Origin of the sequence: Paraburkholderia diazotrophica (assembly GCF_900108945.1) — a bacterium.
GTDB lineage: Bacteria > Pseudomonadota > Gammaproteobacteria > Burkholderiales > Burkholderiaceae > Paraburkholderia > Paraburkholderia diazotrophica.
In genome coordinates this window covers 156,570-174,282 of record NZ_FNYE01000007.1, presented here as the reverse complement: position 1 = coordinate 174,282, position 17,713 = coordinate 156,570, and the positions used below count along the sequence as shown (strand labels likewise).

The window sequence follows — 17,713 nt, the reverse complement described above, 5'->3', positions numbered from 1 at the left end:
GCCGATCGGCCCTGTCAGTTCTTCAGATCGTCGGGCACCTTGCCGCCGTTTTCGGCGAGCTTCGTCATCACCTGCTTGTGCAGCCAGATGTTCATCGCGGCCGAGTCGTTCGTATCGCCGCTGTATTTGAGTTCCTCGGCTAGCTGCTTGCGCGCGGCGAGACTGCTGTCCAGCCCGAGCAGCTTCATCAGATCGACGATCGACGTGCGCCAGTTCAGCTTTTCCGGATTCTGGTCAGCGAGCGAGGTCAGGATGGCTTCGACATCGACGGGTTCGGCCGGTGCGGCAGCGGGCGCGGCGGGCGCGGCCGCAGGTGCCTCGGCGGCGGGCGCGGCTTCGGGCGCCGCTGCCGCGGCCTGCACGGCAGGATGGCTAGACGGGAAAATCTTGCTGAGGATCGTGCTGAAAATGCTCATGGCTTTCCTCCAGACAATCGGTTGAAGGCGGGTTGAAGGCGGTAACGCCGCACTCGACGAAACCGCCCCGGACATCCGCCTGATGGAATTTCGCGGGATCGACGCACGCAAGGCGTCCGGTGGAGATTGTAGGCAACGTTGCGCCGGATGCGCCCGCACGAACCACTATCCTCGCCGCAAAAAATGACAGGACGATGCCGCCTATTCTTACTTGAGGACGTAAAATCCGGCCGCCATTCTTGTGTCGGAATCAGACTCTGGACCGTCGTCGGCTCATAACAAGGCAAAATACCGCTTTTGACGCGGATTTGATGCGTATTTGGCGCACCGGCAGCCGCCCATTTCGCGGCCACGGCGGCCACGGCCATCCGCCCCGAACCCCATGCGGCCGCGCGGCACCGCGCGCCGCGGCAGTATCCAAAGAATCAGGAGCGATCTTTCATGACCGAACCGAACGTTTCGCTGATGAGCAGGCTGTCGCTTGCCTTCGGCACATTTTTCAGCATCCTCGGCGACCGCGAGTTCGCCGCAAGCGTGCTGCGCCTGCGCAGCGGCGCGGCGCCCGCTCCTGCCGCCGCTCCCGTGGCGACACCTGCGCCCGCACCGGCGCCCCGGCCCGCGCCCGCTCCCGCGCCTGTGATCAAGGAAGCCACGCCCGACGCCGCGCTCCAGTTGCTCGGCCTCCTGCAACGCGATGCGCGCTTCATCGATTTCGTCGAAGAGGACATCGCGAAGTACTCGGACGCCGACATCGGCGCCGCCGCGCGCCTCGTCCATGACGGCTGCCGCGCGACGCTGCGCGAGCACTTCACGATCCGCCCCGTGCGCGACGAAGCGGAAGGCAGCCGCGTGACGATCAACGACGGCTTCGACGCGACGGCGATCCGCCTCACGGGCAACGTGGTCGGCAAGGCGCCGTTTACGGGCAGCATCAGCCATCGCGGCTGGCGCGTCGCCGAAGTGCGCCTGCCGAAGCTCACGCAAAGCCATGACGCCACCGTGCTCGCTCCCGCCGAGGTGGAACTATGAGCGATCCGCGCTATTCGATCGGTATCGACCTGGGCACGACGCACTGCGCGCTGTCGTATGTCGATCTCGCCGCAAGCGACGGCGAAAAGACGGAACAACGCGTGATGCCCGTCGCGCAGCTCACGGCGCCCGGCGCGATCGAGGATCTCGATCTGCTGCCGTCGTTTCTCTACCTGCCGCATGCGAGCGAACTGACGCCCGGCGATCTCGCGCTGCCGTGGACGGGCGAACGCGATTTCGTCGTCGGCGAAATGGCGCGCAGCCGTGGCGCGGGCACGCCGATCCGCCTCGTGTCGAGCGCGAAAAGCTGGCTGTGCCATCCGGGCGTCGACCGCCGTGCGGCGATTCTTCCGAGCGACGCGCCGCCCGAAGTGACGCGCGTGTCGCCGCTCGAAAGCTCGGTGCGCTATCTGACGCATCTGCGCGAAGCATGGAACCACGCGCACCCCGACGCGCCGTTCGACGACCAGGAAATCACCGTGACGATTCCCGCGTCGTTCGATCCCGCCGCGCGCGAGCTGACGGCGGAAGCCGCGAACGCCGCGGGTTACGGCCAGAACCGCGGCCAGATGACGCTGCTCGAAGAGCCGCAGGCCGCGCTCTACAGCTGGATTCAGAAGAGTGACGGCGCGTGGCGCAAGCAGGTCAAGATCGGCGACATCATTCTCGTCGTCGACGTGGGCGGCGGCACGACCGACCTCTCGCTGATCGCCGTGATCGAACGCGAAGGCAATCTCGAACTGCATCGCGTCGCGGTCGGCGAGCATATTCTGCTCGGCGGCGACAACATGGACCTCGCGCTCGCGCACGTCGTCGCGCGCAAGCTCGCGTCGCAAGGCACGCAGGCCGATCCGTGGCAGCTGCGCGCCCTCACCTATGCGTGCCGAAGCGCGAAGGAAACGCTGCTGTCCGATCCGTCGACGGATACCGTTCCCCTCGTCGTGCCGAGCCGCGGCTCGAGGCTGATCGGCGGATCGATCCGCACCGAACTCACGCGCGACGAGCTCACGCAGACCATTCTCGAAGGCTTTTTCCCGCGAGTCGACGCATCGGCGCGGCCCATCGCCCGCACGCGCGCCGGCCTCACGCAACTCGGTCTGCCGTACGCGCAGGACGCGGGCGTGACGCGCCATCTCGCGGCGTTCCTCGGCCGCCAGGTCGCGGCGCTCGCGGAACTGCAAGAGTCGCAAGGGTCCGGGCAACTGCCGCTCGAACGGGATGCGACGTTCCTGCATCCGACGGCCGTGCTGTTCAACGGCGGCGTGTTCAAGTCGCCGCTGCTCGTCGAGCGCATCATGACGACGCTCAACGGCTGGCTCGCGGCCGATGGCGGCGCGGCAGCACGTCTGCTCGAAGGCGCCGATCTCGATCTCGCCGTGGCGCGCGGCGCCGCTTACTACGGCTACGTGAAGCGCGGGCGCGGCGTGCGCATTCGCGGCGGCACGGCGCGCTCGTACTACATCGCGATCGAATCGGCGATGCCCGCCGTGCCAGGCATGGAGCCGCCCATCTCGGCGCTGTGCGTCGCGCCCTTCGGCATGGAAGAAGGCACCGATGCGCCGCTGCCGGAACAGGAATTCGGCCTCGTCGTCGGCGAGCCGGTGCGGTTTCGCTTCTTCGGCTCGTCGGTGCGGCGTCTCGATCAGGTCGGCACGATGCTCGACTACTGGTCACCCGACGAATTGCAGGAGCTCGAAGAGATCGAAGCGTCGCTGCCGGCGGAAGGCCGCACGGTCGGCGAAGTCGTGCCCGTCAAGCTGCACGCGCGCGTGACGGAAACGGGCACGCTCGAACTCGAAGCGATCCCGCGCGGCACCGACGAGCGCTGGAAAGTCGAGTTCGACGTGCGCGGCGGCGCGCAGGGCTGAACATCGGCTCATCGATGAAGCGAAAGCAGCCGAAGCCGCAGGCCACGAGGCGCTACACGGTCGGCATCGACCTCGGCACGAGCAATACCGTCGTCGCGTACGTCGAGCCGGGCACCGACGACATTCGCGTATTCGATGTCGAGCAGCTGGTTGGCCCAGGCGAAGTGGGCGCGCAGCCGCTGTTGCCGTCCGTGCGCTATCACCCGGCGGCGGGCGAGCTGAATCCCGGCGATCTGCAACTGCCGTGGTCGCGTGCAACGGATGAAGCGCGCGAAGGATCACGGGACGGATCACGTGACGGATCGCGTGACGAACCGCCGCCCATCATCGGGCGGCTTGCGCGCACGCTCGGCGCGCAAGTGCCCGGGCGTCTCGTGACGAGCGCGAAAAGCTGGCTGTCGCATGCGTCCGTGGACCGGCTCGCGCCGATCTTGCCCTGGGGCGCACCGGAGGACGTCGCGAAGGTCTCGCCCGTCGCCGCGAGCGCGAGCTACCTCGCGCACGTGCGCGCCGCGTGGAACGCGCGCTTCGCCGATGCGCCGCTCGAACAGCAGAACGTGATTCTCACGGTGCCTGCGTCATTCGACGAAGGCGCGCGCGCGTTGACACTCGAAGCGGCGCGTCTCGCGAAGCTGCCCGCGCTGCGGCTGCTCGAAGAGCCGCAGGCGGCGTTCTACGACTGGCTGTTCCATCATCGCGCAAGTCTCGGCGACGAACTGGCCGACACGCGGCTCGTGCTGATCTGCGACGTCGGCGGCGGCACCACCGATCTCACGCTGATCAAGGTGCACATCGACGCAAGCGGCGAGCCGCAACTGACGCGCATCGGCGTCGGCAATCATCTGATGCTCGGCGGCGACAACATGGACCTCGCGCTCGCGCGGCTCGTCGAGACGCGGCTTTCGCAAACGCAGGACGGCCAGACGCGTCTGTCGGCGGCGAGTCTGTCGCAGCTGGTCGAACGCTGCCGCGTCGCGAAGGAGCAGTTGCTCGATGCGAACGCGCCCGCGTCCGTCGCGATCACGCTGCTCGGCGCGGGCTCGCGCGTGATCGGCGGCGCGCGCACCACGCACGTGACGCGCGACGAGATCGAAACGGTCGTCGTCGACGGATTCTTTCCACAGGTCGCCGCCGACGAGATGCCGCGCCGCTCGCGCGCGGCGATCGTCGAGTTCGGCCTGCCTTACGCGAGCGATGCCGCCGTCACGCGTCACGTCGCCGCGTTCCTGAAGCGGCTCGCCGCGCAATCGCGCGACGCGCTGGCCCTTTCCAGCCAAAGCGGCGAGAGTGACCAGGGCTCCGAACACAACGACGACCACGGCAACAACGCCGACACGCTGCCCGTACCCGACACGCTGCTGCTCAACGGCGGTGTGTTCCGCGCGCAGCCGCTGACGGAGCGGCTCGCGCAAACGCTCGGCGCGTGGCGCGGCGAGCCATTGCATGTGCTGCACAACGATCATCCCGATGTCGCGGTCGCGCGCGGCGCCGTCGCGTATGGACTTGCGCGCACGGGCAACGCACCGCGCATCGGCGGGGGCTCGGCGCGCAGCTATTTCCTCGTGCTCGAAGGCGATCAGGGCATCTGCCTGTTGCCGCGCGGCACGGAAGAAGCGCACGAAGTGCATCTCGATGACCGCGTGTTCGCGCTGCGCCTGGGGCAGCCCGTGCGCTTTCACCTGATGTCGACGGTCGCCGACACACGCTTCGCGCCGGGCGAACTCGCCGATCTGTCGCAAGGCGACTTCGTGCGCCTGCCGCCCATCGCGACCGTCGTGCAACGCCAGCATGCGACGGATGCAGACGAGCGCGCCGTCCGGCTGACGACGTCGATGACGGAAGTCGGCACGCTCGAAGTGACCTGCATCGCCACCGACGATCCTCCGCAACGCTGGCTGCTGCAATTCGAACTGCGGCGCAACGAGGCGGCGGCCGCGACGGACGAGGCGATTGAATCCGGGCGCCATCCGTCGCTCGATCACGCAATCGAGCTGATCGAGCGCTCGTTCGGTGCGCGTTCGTCGGACGTGGGCCCGAACGAAGTGAAGCGGCTGCGCGCGCAACTGGAACAGACGCTCGGGCCGCGCGACAACTGGGACGTCGCGCTGCTGCGCGAACTGTTCGGCGCACTGTGGGAACGCGCGAAGCGCAGAAGGCGCTCGGCCGCTCACGAGCGGCTGTGGCTCAACCTCACGGGCTACTGCGTGCGCCCGGGCTTCGGCTATCCGCTCGACGAGTGGCGCGTCGAGCAACTCTGGTCGATCTTCGACGACGGCATTCAGTACATCCACGAAAGCCAGGTGTGGTCCGAATGGTGGACGCTGTGGCGACGCGCGGCGGGCGGGCTGAACGAAGACGCGCAATTGCAGCTGCTCGACGCGATGGACTTCCTGCAAGCCGCCAGCATCAAGAAGCAGAAGCTGCCATTCGATCCCGCGAAGGTCGGCTACGCGGACATGATTCGCGTGCAGGCGTCGCTCGAACGCATTTCCGTCGATCGCAAGATCGCGCTCGCGCAGCAGTTGCTCGAACGGCTGCGCAAGCCTTCTGAGAATCACCAGACGTGGTGGGCGATCGGGCGCATCGGCGCGCGTCTGCCGTTCTATGGCAGCGCGCATGGCGTGGTGCCGCCCGAGGTCGCGCTGCCGTGGCTCGACGCCGTGCTGGCGCTCGACTGGAAGAAAGTCGAGCCCGCCGCATTCGCCGCCGTGCAGTTGTCGCGGATGACGGGCGACCGCTCGCGCGACCTGCCCGACGAAGCGCGCGAGACCGTGATCCGGCGGCTCGAAGCGCTCGGCGCGGCGCCCGCGTGGGTGCGGATGGTGCGCGAGACGGTCGCGCTCGACGAGGCCGACACCGGACGCGTATTCGGCGAATCGCTGCCGGCGGGGCTGAAGCTGATAGGCGGCGCGTGATGCGCGCCTGATTTGCGCTCGGCCTGGTTCACAGTAAATCTGATTCACGCTCGATCCTGCCGCGAGTCAAACCGCCTTCGCATGAGCCGCGCCTGCGCGTCGGGCGTCGGCCCGTGCCATCGCGCAGTCGTGCGCGCGGCCCGACGGCTGCGTGCCCATCGCGATCAGCACGGTCCGCCGCGTGCAACGTCCGATCACATCGCTCATCCGCTCTTCCCAGAACCTCCACTTTGAAGCGCGGCCCGCGCCGACCACGATCAGATCGGCGTCGAGCTGAACGGCGAGATTCGCGATCTCGCGTCCCACGCTGCGGCTTTGCAGCGGCACTGTGATCGCACGTGTCTGGATGTCCCATGCTTCGCATTCGAACGTATCGCTGCAGCGGCGCTCGACGATACGCTCGAGCTCGTGGACCATCTGCGGCGTATCGATGCAGCCATGCTCGACACCCATCATCGCCCACCGCGGCATCGTATCGACGACATACACGGCTGTGAGCCGCGCGCCCGTGTCGCGCGCCTTGTCGATCGCCGTCTTCAGTAGGGCGTCGTTCGTGCTGGCGCTGACTGCTACCAGAATGTGCCTGATCATCGTGTGTACCTCCGTCGTTGCGTTTGCGCGATGCAGGCATGATGAAACGCGAGAGTTAGCGGCAAATGAGCGCTGAACGAGCGCTGTGCATCAGGCATTGCGCATGCTCGCTGTCATGCGCTTAGGGACCGAGGAGAACGCGATGGCCATGCAGGGCGATGAACGGAGCACGGACGACCGCATCAGGGAACGTGCGTACCAACTTTGGGAACAGGACGACGATCCGAAAAAGCACGCCGACGAGTACTGGGACACGGCGCGCCGACAGATCGAAGCCGAGGGCGCCAACGATGCGCAAGACGCGCAGCCTGCCGCGCAATCGGTGAAGCGCCATATCGAGAGTGAGGACCCGCAGGAAGGCAACACCCCTCACGACGATATAAGCGGCAAGCCGCGCGCGAAGCGGACGAGATGACGAGCGCAAATCGCGGGATTTGAAGAATGCGTTCGGCGCAAATGCGTTCAACACGAATTGCGCGCCCGAACGCCACGAGTCTTTGCGCCACGCGTCTTTCACGAGGAGAGCCCGGATGACGATCAGGATCGGTATCTCAGGCTGGCGCTATTCGGGCTGGCGAGGCGTCTTCTATCCGGAAGGACTCGCGCAAAAACGCGAGCTCGAATTCGCGTCGCGCGCCGTCGATACGATCGAGATCAACGGCTCGCACTACTCGCTGCAAACCGTCGAGAGCTATCTGTCGTGGTACGACGCAACACCACGCAATTTCCTTTTCAGCGTGAAGGGTCCGCGCTACCTCACTCACATGCTGCGCTTTCGCGATGAAACGGCGCGCCCGGCAATGGCGAATTTCTTCGCGTCCGGCGTGCTTGCGTTGCGCGAAAAGCTCGGTGTGTTTCTGTGGCAATTTCCGCCGAACTTCGCGTTCGTCCCCGAATCGTTCGAAGCATTCCTCGCGCTGCTGCCCGTGGACTTCGCGTCGGCGGCCCAATTCGCCGCGCAACACGATGCACGCGTCAGCCATCCGTGGTTCAGCGTCGACGTGAACCGGCGCCTTCGGCATGCAATCGAAATTCGTCACCCAAGCTTTTGCACGCCCGGATTCGTGGCCCTGCTGCGAAAGTACAAGGCAGCACTCGTGATATCCGACTCGACAGCAGGCTGGCCCTACGGCGAAGACGTGACGAGCGATTTCGTCTATCTGCGTCTGCACGGCAGCGAAACGCTGTACAGCGGCGCCTATGCCGACGCTACGCTCGAACGGCTCGCGGCCCGCATCGACGCATGGGCGCACGGCGGCGAACCGCATGACGCGGTGAGGTTCGCGCCAAAGCCGGCGACGCGGCGCCGCTCGCGCGACGTGCTCGTCTACTTCGACAACGATACGAAAGTCGAAGCGCCTTTCGATGCCGCGCGCCTGAAAGCACGGCTCGATCAACCCGCGCAATCGCCCACGGAAACGCCACTCCGGCAGCGCGTCAGACGAGCCGCTCGTACACCGCTTCCTCACAAGCCGGCATAGCGCTTGCGGCCCTTTCTGTTCGAGTGTCGTCAGACGGGTGAAAGTCTGGCGACCCTTTCGCTGTTCACACTCACGGAGGCGCAAATGGCAAACGACAAAACGGAAGGCATCAAGGAAGAACTAAAAGGTTACGTGAACAAGGGAGTCGGTACGATCACGCGCAACGAAGCGAAAAAAGCCAAGGGCGAAGCGCAGATCACGGAAGGCGATAACCGCAAGGATCTCGGCGATCAACGCGAGAACATCGAAAAGGGCAAGACCGATCCAGGCAATCCGACGAACCTGTAGTCGTGTAATCGTCGTCGTGTAACCGCATCGCCCGGCTCGCGCGAAGAGTCGGCCGTTTCGCTCAGGTCTCAGGGCTGCAACTGCAAATCGGCCCAGACGGCAATCTGCGATGCGAAGTTGTCCAGTGCGCCCGTCATTGCGTCACGCAACGAACCGCTCGTGCGCGAAACGATCGGCACACGTGCAACGAACAGGCGCTGATGAATGGCGCCCGTCGTTGCCTGCAGACTGACTTCTCCGCGCACGAGCGCATAACCGCGCTTCCTTTCGTTGAAGACCTGTTCATACCGGTCGATATCGATCACGATTTTCGGCGCGTCATGCGTGTCCCATGTCTCGACATGCGGACGGACCAGTGCATCGAGACGTTCACGCAAAAGCTGCGCGGCGGCCGGCCCGTCGATGCCATTGTTCGATGCAACCACTTTCTCATGCGGCGGCACGGGCCGCATATCCACCACGATGCGCTCGAGTCCTCCACGCTGCACGTCGCCTGCACTCGCGCTGAGGGGCTCCGCGACCTGCGTGCCGCCCACGTTCGATGCGGTGCCCGGCGGCACTTCCGAGCATCCGCTCGCGATCATCGCAACGACGGGATACACGAGCGCAAGTGATTTCATCCAACGTCCGCGGCACATCGCTATCGCGAGTGGCAAAGACGCCAGCGCGATCCCGGCAGCCGGATCGCGAATGCTCCGCAGTCCTTCAGCGTGTCGCACATCTGCACGAGCACCGACGATTCAGCATGCGCCGCGACCAGCAACGTATGACCCGCTCGCCTGTCTTCATGCAGCCCGGCGACGAAGTAGTCCGCATGCGGCTCGATAAAACGGTTGCCGGCCATGATCGCGAACTGCTCGCCATGCGCCGCGTATTCCGCATGATCCGGTTCGTGCGCCGGACATACTGCGCGCGCGCAGCGCGTCGAAGGGCCGATTGGAAAAAGGAACAATGCGCCCGACTCGCGCAGCACCGACTCGTCGAGCAACCGTTGTGCGTCGCATGCATCGCGGTACGAACGAAATATCGCGCTCAGGTACGCTGCCATCTGTCCACCTATCCCCGCTTTCCATCGCCCTGTATTCGAGCATCCTGCATGCCGCACTGACAGGCACGCACCGCCTCTGAACGAGGAACGCCGGATGCATGCCATGACTTCCCCAACCCAAACGAAGGAGACTCGCATGACCACGATCAGCGAAGTGATGACGCGCGAAGCCGAAACGCTCGCGCCCAAGGACAGCATCCGTCACGCGGCGGAATTGATGGACCGGTTGAACGTCGGCGCGCTTCCCATCTGTGACGGTTCACGGCTGACGGGCATCGTGACGGACAGGGATATCGTCGTGCGCGCAGTGGCGATAGGCCTCGAACCCGCTACGCCCGTCGAAGATGTCGCGAGCGGCCCGGTCGAGTACTGTTTCGAAGACGACGACATCGACGAAGCGGAACGCAAGTTCGCGTCCTCGCAGATACGGCGGCTACCCGTGCTCGATCGCGAGAAGCACCTCGTCGGAATGGTCTCGATCGGCGACGTGGCGACGTCGCAGGATGGCGGCCTTTCGTCGACGCTCGGCGCGGTATCCGCGCCTGCCACGCCCGACCGCCCGGGCAGTTCTCACCGATAGGCGACGCATTCCATTGCGCAACGCGTGAACCACTCGCCCGGAACACGAAAATACGCGAAATACACGAAAAATCTTCAGGGCATTGGTAAGGAAGGATCAGAGCAGATGCGCGCGGCCCGGCCACGTTGCACGCATCTGCATCGCAACGCCTCTCGCACGCGACTAGACGCAATGCTCGTCGATCCATTCCTTCGCCCATTCGGTGCCGAAAACGATCGCCTCTTTCTCGTCGAGAAAGTTCCCCGGCACTTCGAACTCGTAGGTCTGCATTGCGGCGTCTTCATTGGATGGCCAATAGATCCGCACACTCGCCACCAGGTTGCCGTCCGCGACGCCGGCCGTGACGCCGACGGTGCAGGACGCATAGGTCATTTCCATGATGCTGTCCTCTTGTTCCCAATGTTGTGACGGCGCGCGTCGCACCGCGAGACTCGCGACGCGACGCACAGCGTCAACGCCGTGAAGCCAGCGCGTTGAAGTAATGCTCGATCCGTGAGAGCGCGTACTGCGCGGCGCGCCGCCTGACTTCGTTTCTGTTGCCGCCAAACTGCTTCGTCTCGGTGAATGTCGCGATGCCGCCGCCGCGCAGCCGGTACGACCATGCAAAGCATTGCGTGCCTGCGGGCGGCCCAACGGATGGCGCGCCATCGGCGACGCCCGTGTTCGCGACTGCGACGTCTGCAGCGCCCCCTTCATGCTGCAATGCACCCTCGGCCATCTCGCGAGCGACCGGCTCGCTGGTCAGACCATACTGTTGCATCGTCGCCTCGCGCACGCCCAGAAAACCGGCCTTTCCCTCCGGCGAATACGTGACGAAGCCCGTATCGAGGCACGCTCCGCTGCCGGGCACCTCCGCAAGCAGCGACGCAATCAGCCCGGCCGTGCACGACTCGGCCGTGGCGAGCCTGAGCCCGCGCGAAGCAAGAAACGATACGACCTGCCTCGGCACATTCATCGCATTTACTCCCGACAACGCTTCGTTGCCCGGCCTCCAGCAATCTGCATGCCGTTCCCCGGGGCCCGCTCACTTGTGCAGTATTTCGCGCAACGCGCTGACGTCGTTGGCGGTGATCGGCTGCGCGTTGTTGCCCCATGCGCTGCGCACATAGGTCAGCACCTGGGCGATCTGCACATCGGCCAGCGTGCCGACGAATGCGGGCATCGCCTGGCGCGGCGGACCGGTGAGCGTCGACGGGCTGTTGCCGCCTTCGATCAGCAAACGGATCAGCGATGTCGTGTCTTCCGCGAGAACGGACGGGTTGCCCGCCAGCGCGGGAAACGCGCCGGGGATGCCCGCGCCGTCGTCGCGATGACAGCGCGCGCAGAACGAGCGATAGACATTGAAGCCGATCGACAGGCGGTCGGACACACGGCTGCCGTTGGCGGGCGAGCGGGCGGGATCGGCGCGCGGCGTGTAGGTGCCCGACGGTTGCTGAGCGGGCAGCGACTTCAGGTAGCGGGCGATCGCCTGAAGGTCGTCGTCGCTGAGGTACTGCGTGCTGTCCTCGATCTGCTCGACCATGCTGCCATACGCGACGACGCCCGCCGCATGTCCCGTCTTGAGGAACGCGGCAATCTCGCCAGGCTTCATGCGCCCGAGTCCCGAGCCCGCGTCGCCTGTCAGATTGGGCGCGAACCAGTGATCGTTGATGCCGCCCGTCAGATAAGTGCGCGACGACTCGTCATAGCCGCGCTCCTGGTAGCCCGCTCCACGCGGCGTATGGCAAGCGCCGCAGTGTCCAAGCGATTGCACCAGATACGCGCCACGATTCCATTGCGCATCGCGGTCCGCGCGCGGCCGATAGACGCCGCGCGGCATGAACGCCATCTGCCAGAAACGCAGCGCCCAACGCTGATTGAACGGAAACGCGACGTCCGAAGGCGGCGCCGGCTTCGCGACAGGCGCGACGCCACGCATCATGTATGCATACAACGCGCGCATGTCGTCGTCGGTGATCTTCGCAAACGACGCATACGGCATCGCCGGATAAAGGCGCTTGCCGCCTCGCGCGACACCCTCGCGCAACGCACGCGCGAATTCGTCGTAGCTGTAGCGGCCGATACCGTATTGCGCATCGGGCGTGATGTTGCTCGACGTAATGGTGCCGAACGGCGACCCCATGCCGAGCCCGCCCGCATAGGGTGCGCCATGCTCTGGCGCCGTGTGGCAGCCGGCGCAATCGGCGGCCCTGGCAACGTACTCGCCGCGCGCAAGCAACTCGCGATCCGCCGACGCCGATGGCGTTTGAGCCGAACCGGACGCAGACGTGGTAGCTGCTTCACCCATTGCGCCGCTGAGATATGCGCCGCTGAGATACGACAGCGACACGGCGCATGCGCCCGCGAGCACGACGAGGGTCGTGCGGCCTGCCGCGCTCAGAAGTCGCCGTCTCATTGCACGCCATCCCGCCGCACGATCACGGCATGCTGCGCGGTCAGCACGGGTGCATCGCGGCGCATCAGCCAGCGCGCCGCGATGGCCAGTGCGCCCGCGAGATACGCTGCGGTTGCGGGCACCCACATGATGAGTCCGCCGAGCTGCTGATCATGCAGCGGATCGACACCGAGCACGGTGCATGGCTCGACGTACAGCGGATACCAGAGCTGCGGCGCAAGCGTGATCAATGCGCCGAGCGCGCCCGTGTGCACCATCGTCGTAAACAGCGAGAGCATCGCGTGGCCGTCCGTCTGCCGCCGCGCGCCCTCGCCTGCAATGCTCCACCAGAAGAGGAGCGCCGTCAGCAGAAAACTCGTGTGCTGCAGCGTGTGAACCCACGGGCGCATCAGCGCCGCTTCGAAGAGAGCGGGCGCATGCCACGCCCACAACGCCGCCGCGTGCAGCATCCACGCGGTGACGGGCATCGTCAGCATGTGCCAGAAGCGCACGAACACGCGCGCCCTGATCCACTGTCCGACCTGCAGGCGCGCGCGATGCGGCAACGCCCAGATCCACACGCCGAGCGGGCGGCCCATCACGCACAAGGGCGCCGCGACGAGCATCATTGCTTCGTGCTGCACCATGTGCGCGGAAAAGAGCGCGCTGCCCAGCGCATCGAGTGGCGAGAAGAAGGCCAGCGCGAGCGCGGCCCAACCGGCCACGAACGCAAGCAGATGCGTTCGCCGCAACCGCGCGCTCTCGATGCGCCGCGCCCCTCGCCTGAGCAACCGCACATGACCGATCACATACGCGGCAAGACTCGCCGCCATCAATGCGATCACCCACGGCTCGCCGGTCCAGCCGAACGACGGCGCGGCGCGCGCAGTGTCGTCGAGCACATGCGCGAGCGCATCCGTCGACATCGACAACGCAAGCAGCGCGAGTAGCGCAAGCAGCGCACGTAGCGCAAGAGCGGCGACGAACTTCGCGACACGTCTCAACGGCAAGGCGAAAGTAGCCATTGCGGAAACCACATCATCAACTGGATCAGCGTGCACAACGCTCCGACGAGCATCGCCATGACCGCGAAGAACGCGACGCGTGCATGGCTTGCCGTGCCGCTCTGCGCAGAGCGCCGTGAAGCGCTCCGCCACAGGCGCCACGCGAGCCACGCCGTCGCGCCCGAGAACAGCAGGCCAATGCCGCTGACGATGCCGAGTGCGAGGCGGCTGCCGTGCGTACACGCGACATGCACGAGCGCGTAGTCGATGCTCTGCACGCTCAATACGACGATGGGAGCAGCAAGCAATCCGAGCCATCCAGCGGCAGGCATCCGGTTCATCACAGCATCCTTGGCGCCAGATAGATCACGGCATAAACGGGCAGCCAGCTCAACACGACGAAATACCAGTAGACGGCGTTCTCGCTGGTATCGACAAGACGCTTGCCTTCGAAAGGCCCGGTGTAGAGCAGCAGCGCGAGTACGGCCGTGTCGACCGTGTCGGTGACGAGGTGCGTCGTGTGCAATCCGAGCAGCAGCCAGACGATCGACCCATACGCGTTCGCGTACCACATCACGTTCAGCGCCGCGAACTCGAAACCTCGCAGCACCAGAAAGACCACGGCAAAGGCGAGGCACACGGCGAGCCATAGCCGCGCGTCTTCGCGATGGCCCTTCTGCGCGGCGCGTCTCGCCAATTCGTTCGGCGCGATGCTGAGCAGCAGGACCACCGTGTTCAGCGAACCCCACATCAGCGAAGGCGGCGGCGCATGCATCGGCCAGGCCGCATTGACGCTGTGCAGATAGAAGTACATCGCGACGGCAATCGCGAACACCGTGCCTTCGATCAGCATCAGCCCTGCTGTCGCCCACCACATCAGGCTGCGCGAGCCGAAGCCGAAACTCGCGAGGTTGCGCACGTCGAGTGTCGAAGGCCGTTGATCGGGCGATGCGGTTCGCGAGGTTCGCGACGGTTGCGACGTCGTCGCTGCGTGCACCGGCTTCGCCGTTGCGTCGTCCGCAGATTCGGGCCATCGTTCTAGCGCACGCGCGATCGCATTGAAGCGCCGCGTCGGCCAGAACCACGCGATCATCGCGACTGCAACGGGCAGTGTGCCCCACCAGACCGCGCTAGGCGTGTAGATCGAGCCGATGAAGAACACCGTCGTCGCGACCGCGCTCAGGAAAGGCCATAGCGACGGCGACGGAAACAGCGGACGCGTATCGGGCCTCGCGTCGAGCACGCTCGTCGTCAGCACTTCGCGCGCGCCGGCCGTCAGGCCCGATACCCAGCGCGGCTCGCGAGCCGGCTCCCACAACGGATGACGTCCGTGCACGACAGGCAACGCGTCGAAGTTGTGCGCGGGCGGCGGGCTCGGCGTGCTCCATTCGAGGGTATCGGCACCCCACGGATCGGCGGGCGCGCGCTCGCCGTGTCGCGCGCTGCGAACCACGTTCACGATGAAGAGCAGCACGCTCAGCGCGATCATGTACGCGCCCGCCGTCGCGCCTAAGTTCATCGTGTCCCAGCCCATGCCGTGCGGGTACGTCCAGACGCGGCGAGGCATGCCATGCAGTCCGAGCAGATGCATCGGAAAGAACGTCACATTGAAGCCGATGAAGAACAGCCAGAATTGCCACTGACCCAACCGCGCGTCGAGCATTCTTCCCGTCACCTTCGGGAACCAGTAATGGAACGCGCCGAACAGCGGAAACACCGCGCCGCCGAGCAGCACATAGTGCAGATGCGCGACGACGAAATACGTGTCGTGCACCTGAAGATCGAGCGACACCGAGCCGAGCATCACGCCCGTCAGCCCGCCGAGCACGAGAATGAAGAAGAACGCCAGCACGAACAGCAGCGGCACTTTCAGATTGAGCCGCCCGGTGAGCAGCGTCGCGAGCCAGCAGTAGATCTGCATGCCCGACGGAATCGCGATCATCACGCTCGCCGCCGTGAAGAAGCTCTTGCCGAGCGCGGGCACGGACGTCGCGAACATATGGTGAACCCACAGCCCGAACGCGAGAAACGCGGTCGCGATCAGCGCGAGCACCATCGCCGGATAGCCGAATACGGGGCGGCGCGAAAACGTCGCGATGATCGACGACATGTAGCCGAGCGCCGGGATGAAGATCAGATACACCTCCGGGTGCCCGAAAAACCAGAACAGGTGCTGCCACAACAGCACGTCGCCGCCGAGCGACGGGTTGTAGAACTGCGTGCCGACGAGCCGGTCGAGAATCAGCGCCGTGCTGGCAAGCATGATTGCGGGCATCGCGAACAGCACCATGAACTGCGTGACGAGTATCGCCCACACGAAGAGCGGCATCCGGTTCAGCGACATGCCGGGCGCCCGCATCTTGAGAATCGTCGTGATGAGCACGACGGCCTCCAGCAGCGCGGACAATTCGGTGAACGTGATCATCTGCGCCCACACGTCCGAGCCTTTGCCCGTCGCGTAGTCGGGACCGGCCAACGGCACATAGCTGAACCAGCCGGCGCGCGGACCCGAGCCGATCGCGAAGTACGTGTAGAGCATCAGGCCGCCGAACAGGAACACCCAGTACGCGTACGCGTTCATGCGCGGAAACGCGACGGTGCGCGCGCCGATCATCAGCGGGACCAGATAGCCTGCCACCGCCTGCATGACGGGCACGGCGAACAGGAACATCATCGTCGAGCCGTGCATCGTGAAGAGCTGGTCGTAGAGTTCCGGGCCGATCAGCCGGCTGTCGGGGCGCGCAAGCTGCGTGCGCATCGCAAGCGCGAGCATGCCGGCGAGCACGAAGAATGCGAACGTCGTGATGACGAAGCGCCGTGCGATCGTCTTGTGATTGACGGCCGACAACATGCCGACCAGGCCGCGTGGATCGCTCCACGTGACGGCGAGCGCATCGCGTGCGCATTGCGGCGCGTCGGGTCCGTCCTTCAGCGAAACGTCTGCGTCGACGCGTTCGATGCGCGGTTCGGCCGTGCTCATTGCAAGGTACCCAACCACGCGACGACGGCGCGCTGATCGTCTGCGGCAAGCGGCACGGAAGGCATCGTCGTGCCGGGCTTCAGCGCCTGAGGATCGCGAATCCACGCCAGCAGGTTCGCCTGCGTATTCGCCAGCACGCCTGAAGCGATGGTCTGCCGGCTCATCAGATGCGTGAGATCGGGCGCGAGCGTGCCCTGCGCGGACGTGCCGCGTACCGAATGGCAGCCTGCGCAACTCGATTGCAGAAAGACCTGGCGGCCGCGCACTGCGAGCGCGTCGTCTGCGGAAACGGCGGGCGCCGACTGTTGCCTGAGCCATGCCGCGTAACGGTCCGGCGGCTGCGCGACGACGAGCATCGCCATCAATGCGTGCCCGGCGCCGCAATACTCCGCGCACTGCCCGCGATAGACGCCCTCATGGTCGGCGCGAAACTCGATCGTCGAGTCGACGCCGGGCAGCATGTCCTTCTTGCCATGCAGATTCGGCACCCAGAAGCTGTGGATGACATCGCCTGCCTTCAGCGAAACGATCACGGGGCGCCCGACGGGCACATGCAGTTCATTGGCCGTGACGAAGCCCGCGTTGCCCCCGTCAGGCGCATAGGCGGCCTGCCACCACCACTGCTGGCCCGTCACCTCGATATGGACCGCGTCGTCCACGGGCAGGCGCGACAGCGCGCGATCCGTCATCACGTCCGCGACGACGAGCCCGACGAGCAACACGACCGAGAGCCCCGTTGCACCGATGACGAAGCGGCGCGTCCGCTGTTCGGGCGCATCCGCCGACGCGGGCTCGGGTGGCGTGCGGGCATCGCCGCGCCGCCTCGCGAGCGCGACCAGCGTCGCGAGCAATACGCCTGCGAACACGACGCCGCAGACGACGAGCGTCAGATTCCACAGCCGCGCGATGTGCGCGGCTTGCGCCCCTGCCGGCTGCAGCGCGTTCTGGTTTGGCTGCGCGACCGCATCGCTCATGAATAGCGCCGTCAGCGTCAGCATGCGCACGACACGCGCATGCGAACGCTGCAACGCAATCGTGAGGCTTCGACGCGGGTTTTCGTGCATGGCAGCAGCCGGAAAGGCGGACACACGCCAACAGCAAATTCCGTTCCGCGATGCCACGCGGCCCATGCACGCACG

18 protein-coding genes are annotated in these 17,713 nt (G+C 65.7%); 7 read left to right on the top strand and 11 right to left on the bottom strand.

The genetic code is table 11. The features are described from left to right. Window positions 1–14: 14 nt before the first annotated feature. Window positions 15–416, bottom strand: coding sequence for a DUF3597 domain-containing protein (locus BMW76_RS12145; protein WP_090865372.1), 402 nt, complete (start codon window positions 414–416; stop codon window positions 15–17). 441 nt (window positions 417–857) lie between these two features. Here BMW76_RS12145 and BMW76_RS12140 point away from each other — a divergent pair, with 441 nt between their 5' ends. The 3 genes from BMW76_RS12140 to BMW76_RS12130 are packed head-to-tail and all read left to right on the top strand — an operon-like array spanning window position 858 to window position 6,228. Then, window positions 858–1,445 carry a DUF2760 domain-containing protein gene (locus BMW76_RS12140; protein WP_090865371.1) on the top strand — a complete coding sequence of 196 codons (588 nt, stop codon included), beginning with the start codon at window positions 858–860 and terminating at the stop codon, window positions 1,443–1,445. Then, on the top strand, window positions 1,442–3,313 hold the full coding sequence (locus BMW76_RS12135) for an Hsp70 family protein (RefSeq protein WP_090865370.1): 1,872 nt from the start codon (window positions 1,442–1,444) through the stop codon (window positions 3,311–3,313). The genes BMW76_RS12140 and BMW76_RS12135 overlap by 4 nt, the downstream gene beginning before the upstream one ends. Window positions 3,314–3,327: 14 nt before the next feature. Beyond that, complete coding sequence (locus tag BMW76_RS12130) at window positions 3,328–6,228, top strand: Hsp70 family protein (protein ID WP_090865369.1); 2,901 nt, start codon at window positions 3,328–3,330, stop codon at window positions 6,226–6,228. 66 nt (window positions 6,229–6,294) lie between these two features. On the opposite strand, the gene BMW76_RS12125 is transcribed toward BMW76_RS12130, so the two are convergent. After that, complete coding sequence (locus BMW76_RS12125; protein WP_090865368.1) at window positions 6,295–6,819, bottom strand: universal stress protein; 525 nt, start codon at window positions 6,817–6,819, stop codon at window positions 6,295–6,297. Between the two features lie 103 nt (window positions 6,820–6,922). Between BMW76_RS12125 and BMW76_RS12120 the strand changes: the two genes are divergently transcribed. From BMW76_RS12120 to BMW76_RS12110, 3 genes are all read left to right on the top strand, one after another. After that, window positions 6,923–7,234 carry a DUF2934 domain-containing protein gene (locus tag BMW76_RS12120; protein ID WP_245763203.1) on the top strand — a complete coding sequence of 104 codons (312 nt, stop codon included), beginning with the start codon at window positions 6,923–6,925 and terminating at the stop codon, window positions 7,232–7,234. Window positions 7,235–7,349: 115 nt separating this feature from the next. Further along, window positions 7,350–8,300: a DUF72 domain-containing protein gene (locus tag BMW76_RS12115; protein WP_090865367.1), complete on the top strand. Its 951-nt coding sequence runs from the start codon at window positions 7,350–7,352 to the stop codon at window positions 8,298–8,300. Between the two features lie 84 nt (window positions 8,301–8,384). Continuing rightward, a complete protein-coding gene (locus BMW76_RS12110; RefSeq protein WP_090865366.1) occupies window positions 8,385–8,588 on the top strand; it encodes a CsbD family protein in 204 nt (67 codons plus the stop codon). A 68-nt stretch (window positions 8,589–8,656) separates the two neighbouring features. On the opposite strand, the gene BMW76_RS12105 is transcribed toward BMW76_RS12110, so the two are convergent. Beyond that, window positions 8,657–9,208: a hypothetical protein gene (locus BMW76_RS12105; RefSeq protein WP_143062250.1), complete on the bottom strand. Its 552-nt coding sequence runs from the start codon at window positions 9,206–9,208 to the stop codon at window positions 8,657–8,659. A 20-nt stretch (window positions 9,209–9,228) separates the two neighbouring features. Then, on the bottom strand, window positions 9,229–9,636 hold the full coding sequence (locus BMW76_RS12100) for a hypothetical protein (protein ID WP_090865364.1): 408 nt from the start codon (window positions 9,634–9,636) through the stop codon (window positions 9,229–9,231). A gap of 136 nt (window positions 9,637–9,772) precedes the next feature. Between BMW76_RS12100 and BMW76_RS12095 the strand changes: the two genes are divergently transcribed. Next, the gene (locus BMW76_RS12095; RefSeq protein WP_090865363.1) at window positions 9,773–10,216 is read left to right on the top strand and encodes a CBS domain-containing protein; all 444 of its coding nucleotides are present in this window, start codon (window positions 9,773–9,775) and stop codon (window positions 10,214–10,216) included. Between the two features lie 162 nt (window positions 10,217–10,378). On the opposite strand, the gene BMW76_RS12090 is transcribed toward BMW76_RS12095, so the two are convergent. From BMW76_RS12090 to coxB, 7 genes are all read right to left on the bottom strand, one after another. Beyond that, a complete protein-coding gene (locus tag BMW76_RS12090) occupies window positions 10,379–10,594 on the bottom strand; it encodes a hypothetical protein (protein WP_090865362.1) in 216 nt (71 codons plus the stop codon). A 73-nt stretch (window positions 10,595–10,667) separates the two neighbouring features. Next, window positions 10,668–11,171, bottom strand: coding sequence for a CinA family protein (locus tag BMW76_RS12085; RefSeq protein ID WP_090865361.1), 504 nt, complete (start codon window positions 11,169–11,171; stop codon window positions 10,668–10,670). A gap of 69 nt (window positions 11,172–11,240) precedes the next feature. After that, window positions 11,241–12,611, bottom strand: a complete 1,371-nt coding sequence (locus BMW76_RS12080; RefSeq protein WP_177200363.1) for a c-type cytochrome — start codon at window positions 12,609–12,611, stop codon at window positions 11,241–11,243. Further along, window positions 12,608–13,615: a cytochrome c oxidase assembly protein gene (locus BMW76_RS12075; RefSeq protein ID WP_407668940.1), complete on the bottom strand. Its 1,008-nt coding sequence runs from the start codon at window positions 13,613–13,615 to the stop codon at window positions 12,608–12,610. The genes BMW76_RS12080 and BMW76_RS12075 overlap by 4 nt, the downstream gene beginning before the upstream one ends. Next, complete coding sequence (locus tag BMW76_RS12070; RefSeq protein ID WP_090865360.1) at window positions 13,591–13,935, bottom strand: hypothetical protein; 345 nt, start codon at window positions 13,933–13,935, stop codon at window positions 13,591–13,593. Before BMW76_RS12070 ends, BMW76_RS12075 begins: the two co-directional genes overlap by 25 nt. After that, window positions 13,935–16,574 carry a cytochrome c oxidase subunit I gene (gene ctaD / locus BMW76_RS12065; protein WP_090865359.1) on the bottom strand — a complete coding sequence of 880 codons (2,640 nt, stop codon included), beginning with the start codon at window positions 16,572–16,574 and terminating at the stop codon, window positions 13,935–13,937. The genes BMW76_RS12070 and ctaD overlap by 1 nt, the downstream gene beginning before the upstream one ends. Next, entirely contained in the window at window positions 16,571–17,572 is a 1,002-nt protein-coding gene (coxB, locus tag BMW76_RS12060) for a cytochrome c oxidase subunit II (RefSeq protein WP_245763202.1), read from the bottom strand. The genes ctaD and coxB overlap by 4 nt, the downstream gene beginning before the upstream one ends. Between the last annotated feature and the right edge of the window lie 141 nt (window positions 17,573–17,713).

What these genes read in the sequence shown, in the direction of transcription:
- BMW76_RS12145 (WP_090865372.1), bottom strand. Translation starts at nt 416, where the DNA reads ATGAGCATTTTCAGCACGATCCTCAGCAAGATTTTCCCGTCTAGCCAT.
- BMW76_RS12140 (WP_090865371.1), top strand. Translation starts at nt 858, where the DNA reads ATGACCGAACCGAACGTTTCGCTGATGAGCAGGCTGTCGCTTGCCTTC.
- BMW76_RS12135 (WP_090865370.1), top strand. Translation starts at nt 1,442, where the DNA reads ATGAGCGATCCGCGCTATTCGATCGGTATCGACCTGGGCACGACGCAC.
- BMW76_RS12130 (WP_090865369.1), top strand. Translation starts at nt 3,328, where the DNA reads ATGAAGCGAAAGCAGCCGAAGCCGCAGGCCACGAGGCGCTACACGGTC.
- BMW76_RS12125 (WP_090865368.1), bottom strand. Translation starts at nt 6,819, where the DNA reads ATGATCAGGCACATTCTGGTAGCAGTCAGCGCCAGCACGAACGACGCC.
- BMW76_RS12120 (WP_245763203.1), top strand. Translation starts at nt 6,923, where the DNA reads ATGCTCGCTGTCATGCGCTTAGGGACCGAGGAGAACGCGATGGCCATG.
- BMW76_RS12115 (WP_090865367.1), top strand. Translation starts at nt 7,350, where the DNA reads ATGACGATCAGGATCGGTATCTCAGGCTGGCGCTATTCGGGCTGGCGA.
- BMW76_RS12110 (WP_090865366.1), top strand. Translation starts at nt 8,385, where the DNA reads ATGGCAAACGACAAAACGGAAGGCATCAAGGAAGAACTAAAAGGTTAC.
- BMW76_RS12105 (WP_143062250.1), bottom strand. Translation starts at nt 9,208, where the DNA reads ATGAAATCACTTGCGCTCGTGTATCCCGTCGTTGCGATGATCGCGAGC.
- BMW76_RS12100 (WP_090865364.1), bottom strand. Translation starts at nt 9,636, where the DNA reads ATGGCAGCGTACCTGAGCGCGATATTTCGTTCGTACCGCGATGCATGC.
- BMW76_RS12095 (WP_090865363.1), top strand. Translation starts at nt 9,773, where the DNA reads ATGACCACGATCAGCGAAGTGATGACGCGCGAAGCCGAAACGCTCGCG.
- BMW76_RS12090 (WP_090865362.1), bottom strand. Translation starts at nt 10,594, where the DNA reads ATGGAAATGACCTATGCGTCCTGCACCGTCGGCGTCACGGCCGGCGTC.
- BMW76_RS12085 (WP_090865361.1), bottom strand. Translation starts at nt 11,171, where the DNA reads ATGAATGTGCCGAGGCAGGTCGTATCGTTTCTTGCTTCGCGCGGGCTC.
- BMW76_RS12080 (WP_177200363.1), bottom strand. Translation starts at nt 12,611, where the DNA reads ATGAGACGGCGACTTCTGAGCGCGGCAGGCCGCACGACCCTCGTCGTG.
- BMW76_RS12075 (WP_407668940.1), bottom strand. Translation starts at nt 13,615, where the DNA reads ATGGCTACTTTCGCCTTGCCGTTGAGACGTGTCGCGAAGTTCGTCGCC.
- BMW76_RS12070 (WP_090865360.1), bottom strand. Translation starts at nt 13,935, where the DNA reads ATGAACCGGATGCCTGCCGCTGGATGGCTCGGATTGCTTGCTGCTCCC.
- ctaD (WP_090865359.1), bottom strand. Translation starts at nt 16,574, where the DNA reads ATGAGCACGGCCGAACCGCGCATCGAACGCGTCGACGCAGACGTTTCG.
- coxB (WP_245763202.1), bottom strand. Translation starts at nt 17,572, where the DNA reads ATGCTGACGCTGACGGCGCTATTCATGAGCGATGCGGTCGCGCAGCCA.